Annotated in this window: 6 protein-coding genes and 3 tRNA genes; 8 read left to right on the top strand and 1 reads right to left on the bottom strand. The window is 51.6% G+C overall.

Annotation, left to right across the window (positions count from 1 at the left end; all coding sequences use genetic code 11):
* Positions 1-285: 5'/3'-nucleotidase SurE (locus tag P8Z34_14105; protein ID MEJ2551803.1), on the bottom strand; the 285-nt coding region annotated here is incomplete at its 3' end.
* A 295-nt stretch (positions 286-580) separates the two neighbouring features.
* On the opposite strand from P8Z34_14105, the gene P8Z34_14100 reads away from it, so the two are divergent.
* From P8Z34_14100 to P8Z34_14065, 8 genes are all read left to right on the top strand, one after another.
* On the top strand, positions 581-2,710 hold the full coding sequence (locus P8Z34_14100) for a trypsin-like peptidase domain-containing protein (GenBank protein ID MEJ2551802.1): 2,130 nt from the start codon (positions 581-583) through the stop codon (positions 2,708-2,710).
* A 361-nt stretch (positions 2,711-3,071) separates the two neighbouring features.
* Positions 3,072-4,151 carry a TRAM domain-containing protein gene (locus tag P8Z34_14095; protein ID MEJ2551801.1) on the top strand — a complete coding sequence of 360 codons (1,080 nt, stop codon included), beginning with the start codon at positions 3,072-3,074 and terminating at the stop codon, positions 4,149-4,151.
* A gap of 6 nt (positions 4,152-4,157) precedes the next feature.
* The gene (gene cysS, locus P8Z34_14090) at positions 4,158-5,555 is read left to right on the top strand and encodes a cysteine--tRNA ligase (protein ID MEJ2551800.1); all 1,398 of its coding nucleotides are present in this window, start codon (positions 4,158-4,160) and stop codon (positions 5,553-5,555) included.
* Positions 5,556-5,637: 82 nt separating this feature from the next.
* Entirely contained in the window at positions 5,638-6,387 is a 750-nt protein-coding gene (gene rlmB / locus P8Z34_14085) for a 23S rRNA (guanosine(2251)-2'-O)-methyltransferase RlmB (GenBank protein ID MEJ2551799.1), read from the top strand.
* Between the two features lie 142 nt (positions 6,388-6,529).
* Positions 6,530-6,601: transfer RNA gene (locus P8Z34_14080), tRNA-Thr, on the top strand.
* Between the two features lie 121 nt (positions 6,602-6,722).
* Positions 6,723-6,805, top strand: a tRNA-Tyr gene (locus P8Z34_14075).
* A 65-nt stretch (positions 6,806-6,870) separates the two neighbouring features.
* Positions 6,871-6,943 (top strand) — tRNA-Thr (locus tag P8Z34_14070).
* 48 nt (positions 6,944-6,991) lie between these two features.
* Positions 6,992-7,110, top strand: a 119-nt coding sequence (locus tag P8Z34_14065) for a GTP-binding protein (protein ID MEJ2551798.1), incomplete at its 3' end; no start/stop codon positions are given.

The raw sequence follows: 7,110 nt of genomic DNA, 5'->3' as shown, positions 1-7,110 counted from the left end.
GTTAATTCCTGAAATGACCAGATCGATGGGCTCTTCGATCAGTCCCAGCAGCGCCATTGCAACGCAGTCGGAGGGAGCGCCATCGCTGGATAATGCCGGTGTGCCATCGGCGAGTTGTGTATGCCAAACGCGAAGAGGCCGGTGCATCGTCTTGACGTGACCCGATGCCGACCAATTGCGGTTGGGAGCAAGAATACTCAACTTGCCCAACGTACTAAGTGGGCCAACCAGGGCGCGCAACCCCGGTGCAAAGACGCCGTCATCGTTCGTAAGTAGAATGTGCATACGATCTCCCTCGAAGTGCGATTTTACCCCAGAGAATAGAACGTCTGCCTTTTGAAAGCTATTTGTAAGTCAAAATGGCTTGCTTGAGAATGGTGGGCTTATCTATACTGAACGAAGATGGGAGCGTTAGCGAGGAATTATTTAGATGTCAAATTACGTTGTGAGAAGGTGCACCAAGTTCTTATGATCGAAGAGGCCTCAGAGTGGTAATAGCTCGGTATGTGCCGAATGCAACCGGGTGATTCCCCCGGTAAATATGGGAAATGTATCTGATGTTCTACTTAGGAGGTATATCGTGTCTTCGGTAAAAAGAAAGCTCGTTTCCATGTTGTCGCTGCTGTTTGTGATCGTCTTGATTGCCGCTTGCTCGACATCGAGCGAGTCAACCAGGACGGACGCTTCCGTGCCGGATGGAGAAGAAAGTGTTTCTGAGGAGTCACTATCCGCATTGGAATCGGGAGCCGTATCCAGCCTGGAAGACGTTCAAAAGGCAGTGGTGCGCATCCAGGCCCAGGGAACGTTCATCGATCCTGAATTCGGCTTGCAAGTCAATTCTGCGGGTGGCGGTTCTGGTTTTATCGTCCATCCGTCCGGTATCGCAATCACCAATAATCACGTCGTAACCGGAGCGGCGCTGCTGAGAGTGTATCTAAACGGAGAGAGCGAACCGAGAAATGCAAAAATCCTCGGGGTTTCCGAGTGTTCGGACCTGGCCGTGATCGATATCGATGGGGACGATTTTCCATATCTAAGCTGGTACAACGATGAAGTCAATGTCGGACTGGAAGTCTACGCGGCAGGATACCCGCTGGGTGATCCGGAGTTCACGCTTACGAAAGGCATCGTCTCGAAAGCCCATGCTGACGGCGAATCTTCCTGGGCTTCCGTCGACTCGGTCTTGGAACACGATGCGACGATCAATCCCGGCAACTCGGGTGGACCGTTGGTGGATGCGAATGGACGCGTTGTCGGCGTCAATTACGCCTACTCGTTGGTAGGGCTCAACCAGTACTTTGCCATCAAGGCTGATGAAGCACTGCCTTTAATCGAGACCATGCGGAAGGGGACGGATGTCAGCAGCATTGGGATCAACGGAAGCGCGGTAATCAGTGACGATGGCAGTCTCTCCGGAATCTGGGTTTCATCTGTGAAATCCGGCTCGCCCGCCGATGATGCAGGTGTTGAACCGGGAGACGTTATCGTGTCACTCGAAGACCTGGTTCTTTCGACCGACGGTACGATGGCGGATTACTGTGACATTTTGCGGACCCACGGGGAAGACGCCACATTGAACATCGAGGTGCTGCGCTACGCAACGTATGAGCTTCTGGAAGGGCAGGTCAATGGAAGATCGTTAACGACGGTTTCGACCTTCGGCGGTCAAACGGCGGGCAACACTTCCTCTGGTGGAACTTCCGGTGGCGGAGCGGCGAGCGGAGGTTATTCGTCCTACGTCACAATTTCCGATAATACGTATTCCCTCGAGGTGAGCGTGCCCGTGGAATGGAACGACATCAATGGTGCCCAAATAGTGGATGATTATGGTGAGATCGTTGGACCTTCGATTTCGATGTCATCCAGCCTCGCTGACTACGAAGAAACCTGGTCAGAACCGGGAGCGTTCATCTTTGCAACCAATCAATTTAGTGTTTCGGATTACCTGGACGTAGTGGCAGAGAATCTAAACGGAAGCTGCGATTTCGTAAGCAGTGACTCTTTTTCAGACGGATACTACGCAGGATCTCTCGATCACTACTCGGCATGTGGTGGCGTTGCCGATTACCTCATTCTGGCCGTCTCGCCATCGTCGGATCCACAAGCGTACATGGTTGGAATCGAGGTCCAGATTCTTTCTGATGCGGATTGGGAAGCTGCCGATCATCTATTCGCCAGTTTCGATGTCGTCGGGCAAATCGCACCCGCATATATTGAAAGCGAGCCGTACATGACGATCACCGATGATTATGGATCCATTCAGGTCACCGTGCCTTCGTATTGGGTCGATATCGACGGTAGGGAGTGGATTGACGAAGGTGAGGTAATAGGAGCATCGATACGAGCCGCCTCGGATCTCGATTCTTTATACGACTGGAAGGTGCCGGGTGTAATTTTCAGCGCATCGGATGATCTGGCTGAATTGGGCGGATACATCCAGGTGTTGGATTATTACAGAGAATTCTATCGAGACACCTGCGAGTTCGTTCTCAGGGATGATTACGAAGACAACCTATATCGGGGCAAATACGATCTCTTTGAGAAATGTGGAGGTTCCAGTGGTCCGGATTTCATCGTTCTATCCACAGTCTGGAAAGAGGATCAATATGCCTTCATTATCGTGGTCCAAATCCCAATCCTCTCGGATGACGATTGGGATTCGCTCAGTCAAATCCTCGACAGTTTCCAAGTAATTGGTACGCTGCCATGACGGATTGTGATTTGTTGTAAGTTATAGAAGCGGGAGAGTAGACCTACTCTCCCGCTTATGTTTCTTGATTATCGGATCGGGCATGTCTGAAAAGATTGTTCGCATGCCGACACCATGATGCTTCGTTGACATGGGAGAAGCGGCCGTGATATATTTTATTTGTCGAGGGAGATTGTTGATTTATTTACATCCTTTGATCCGGTTTCATTAATTATCATCTTCTATCTTGCAGGCAATGTGAATATTCCGTCGTGGTTTCAAATCACGACCAAACTGAATCTAGTTGATGATATTTAGCTCTCCGCAGGGTGAGCGCCGAAACCGGGCGTTCACCCTTTTGATATACAAGGCGGGTAAAACCATGAGTGTTGAATTACCGGTTCGTATTTTCGGCGCAATTATGTTTGGCATAGGCGGCACCTACCTGGGCACCCATCTGGCTGAGTTGGCGGGTGACGATCCGTATCTTTGGGCTGGCGTCTTCACGATGGTAGGCGCCCTGGTGGGATTGATAGTCACACCATACATTACGACTCGTCCGATTCGATCGCTGCGTGCCATGATTGCGCAGGTATCTGCCAGAAGCTTGCTTTCGGCGTTGATCGGTTTAATCATCGGTTTGATCATCGCGGCACTTATTTCGTTTCCCCTTTCTTTATTGCCCGAGCCGTTCAGCCAGATATTCCCCTTCGTCGGTGCATTGGTTTTCGGCTACTTTGGCGTGACGATTTTCGTGATGCGTAAAGACGACCTCTTTAACATGGTTGGTAACCGTTTCTCCTTTGGTGGAAGCGGTGATTCGAGCTGGCCGGTCGACCGGAACATCTTGCTGGACACGAGCGTAATTATCGATGGCCGTGTGGCCGATATTGCCCGCACGGGTTTCTTGTTCGGCTCGATGCTGGTTCCTTCATTCGTGCTGAATGAACTGCAGCATATTGCCGATTCATCGGACAGCCTTCGCAGGCAGCGCGGACGGCGGGGTTTGGATATTCTCAATCAATTACAGAAGGATGACAGCATCTCGTTCCGTATAACGGATCTGGATGTAGAGGGCGTTCGTTCTGTGGACGACAAGTTGGTGATCCTCGCCAAACAGCTTCGCTGTCCGGTTCTGACCAACGATTACAATCTTAATCGTGTTGCCGAATTGCAGGGAGTGCTCGTTTTAAACATCAATGAACTGGCCAATGCCGTAAAAGCGGTGTTTCTGCCCGGCGAGACTATCGATGTACAGGTCATTCAAGAGGGTAAAGAAGTCGACCAGGGCGTCGGTTATCTCGAAGACGGGACGATGGTGGTCGTGGAGAACGGCAAAGAGTATATTGGTGAAATCATTCCGGTGGTTGTTACGAAGGTGCTGCAAACGGCTGCAGGACGTATGATCTTTTCAAAACCCAGCAGCTCGAACAACAACGCCCACACAATGGATACGGAGTAATGAGGGATGTCTCTTAAGATCTACAACACGATGTCGCGCGAGAAGGAGCCTTTTCAAACCATCGAGCCCGGAAAGGTACGCATGTATGTGTGTGGCCCCACGGTATACGCGAAGGCTCATGTGGGTCATGCGATGTCTTCATTGGTCTTCGATGTGATTCGAAGGTATCTGGAATATCGCGGCTATGAAGTGCGGCACGTGATGAATTACACCGATGTGGACGATAAGGTAATCCTGCGTGCCAAAGAATTGGGCGTCGATCCGTTGGAATTGGCGAAGAAATTTGCGGATCAATACGACCAGCACTTGAAGGACTTGAATATCGAACCGGCGCAGGTTAAGCCCAAAGTCTCGGAAGAAATTGAGCAAATCATCACCATGGTTTCGGGTTTAATCGACAAGGGTTTTGCGTACGAAGTGGATGGCGATGTGTATTTCCGAGTCGCTCGCGACAAAGACTACGGCCGTCTTTCCGGACGCAGTTTAGAGGATATGCGGGCTGGGGCGCGGCTTGAAGTCGATCAGCGAAAGGAAGACCCTGGAGATTTCGCTTTGTGGAAGGCGGCAAAGGAAGGCGAACCTTCCTGGGCGAGTCCGTGGGGTCAAGGGCGGCCGGGGTGGCACATCGAATGTTCTGCGATGTGCTTGCATCATCTGGGGGAACAGATCGATATTCACGGTGGGGGCAACGATCTTATATTCCCACACCACGAAAACGAGATAGCTCAATCGGAGAGTTATACCGGCAAGGTTTTTGCCCGTTTCTGGGTGCACAATGGCATGATGCAGCTCGGCGGCGAAGATATGTCGAAATCAACAGGCAATGTCTACGCCATCGATGATTTTCTTAAAATGCACGATGGCGACGTTCTTCGCATGGTGGTGCTAAATGGATCCTACCGCAGCCCTCTGACTTTTAACGATGAGGTGGTGGATCAGGCTGAACGGGCGTTGGAACGACTTCGCAACGGATTGCGGCCTGCACTCGCAAACGATTCTGCTGCAAAGGAAACGGGGAAGGAATTGGCGCAAGCTGGGCAAAAAGCGCGCGAGAAATTCGAAGCAGCAATGGACGATGATTTCAACACTTCAGGCGCGCTGTCACACATATTCGAACTGGTAAAAACAGTAAACCAGGCCCGCGATGCAGGCGCGAGTGAATCGGATTTGACCTTGGGGCAAAGCGTGATTCGAGAACTCGCAGGAGTGCTTGGTCTTCGCCTGGATGAAAGTGTGTCGAAAGATCATGAAGCTGCGCCGTTTATCCAAATGCTGGTAGACGTGCGTGAAGAGCTTCGAGAGATCGAGCAGTGGCAGCTTGCAGACTCGATTCGGGATCGATTGGCGTCTTTGGGGGTGAGCGTAGAAGATCAAAAAGACGGCACGGTTTGGCGGTTCCAGTAAGTGTGGGGCGGCTTTCTTCCGATCAAACCTGGATTTGCGCCTTGGATCACAACTCCCTATCGATTTCGAAAGGCCATTCATAATGACGGGTAGGGCCGAATGGGTATTCGGACGCATTCCGATTTATGAAGTACTGCGGGCACAGAAGCGCAAGGTAATTACGATCAGCGTGGCAAATGATGCTCAGGAAAAAGGAGCGTTGGCTTCTGTCATTTCGCTGGCGCGGCAATCGAAAATCCCTGTGAATCGGGTGCCGAAGTCAGAACTCGATACGATTCACAGCCATCATCAGGGCATCGTCGCCCAAGTCGAGGCGTATCCTTATGCGACGCTGCACGACGTCCTCAACCAGGCGATCATAAAAGAAGAACCCCCTTGCTTGTTGATCCTCGACGCGCTCAAAGACCCTCAAAATGTGGGTGCGATATTACGGACCGCCGAGGCGGTCGGTGTGCACGGTGTGATTCTTCCCCACCGCCGGACGGCGAGCATCACGCCGGCCGTCGTAAAAGCATCAGCGGGCGCCAGCGAACATCTGTTGGTAGCCAGGGCGAATTTGTCCCAGGCAATCGACCTGTTGAAACAGTCGGATATATGGATCATGGGTTTGGAAAACAGCATGGATGCGATACCGATAGCAGAAGCCGACTTGCGGCGCGGTTTGGCGTTGGTGGTCGGCAGCGAGCAGCAGGGTATGCGATCTTTGGTGCGTAAAAGCTGTGATTATCTGATAAAAATTCCGATGCGCGGGGAAGTGGAGAGCCTTAATGCATCTGTCGCAACGGCGGTGGCGTTGTACATGATTATGCAAAAGCGTGCAATTTTTGATTAAAGCGGCATGCACCTCGCGGTACGAGCAGGTTACATTGACGCTGATTTAAATTACTGGTAAACTTCGCACGCATTGTCGGCAGTGATTGACTTTGGTAAAATTGAAGTTGCGCCGTGCGAGACAGGCGCGCTTCTCTTGTCATGCCGACGTAGCTCAATGGCAGAGCAACCGCCTTGTAAGCGGTAGGCTACGGGTTCGACTCCCGTCGTCGGCTTCATCAAAGAAGCGAATACGACGGAATCGGGATCAAGCCCACCATCGTTTTCGATTGCTGTGCTGTTTGAGGTAAGAAGGAGCTTCGAAGCGACGGTTATCTGGTATTGGAGTGTTAACCCGGGCGGTTACCCAAGTGGCCAAAGGGACCTGACTGTAAATCAGCTGGCATAAGCCTTCGGAGGTTCGAATCCTTCACCGCCCACTAAAAGATGATGCGTGCCATAAACATTGGCGCGGTTTCGTCTGGAATGTCAAACACGGGAGATTGCCCTCATAGCTCAGACGGTAGAGCACGTTCTTGGTAAGAACGGGGTCAGGGGTTCAAATCCCCTTGAGGGCTCTCGGACGTCGAATCAACCGTGATAATCTAACTGAGGAGATTAGGATCATGGCGAAAGGCAAATTTGAACGCACAAAGCCGCACATGAACGTGGGCACGATCGGACACATCGACCACGGCAAGACGACGCTGACGGCGGCGATCACGAAGTACTGCTCGTTCTTCGG

The sequence above is a fragment of the Anaerolineales bacterium genome, from assembly GCA_037382465.1.
GTDB lineage: Bacteria > Chloroflexota > Anaerolineae > Anaerolineales > E44-bin32 > WVZH01.
Note: the sequence above shows the minus strand (reverse complement) of the source record. Positions and strands in the feature narration are given on the sequence as shown.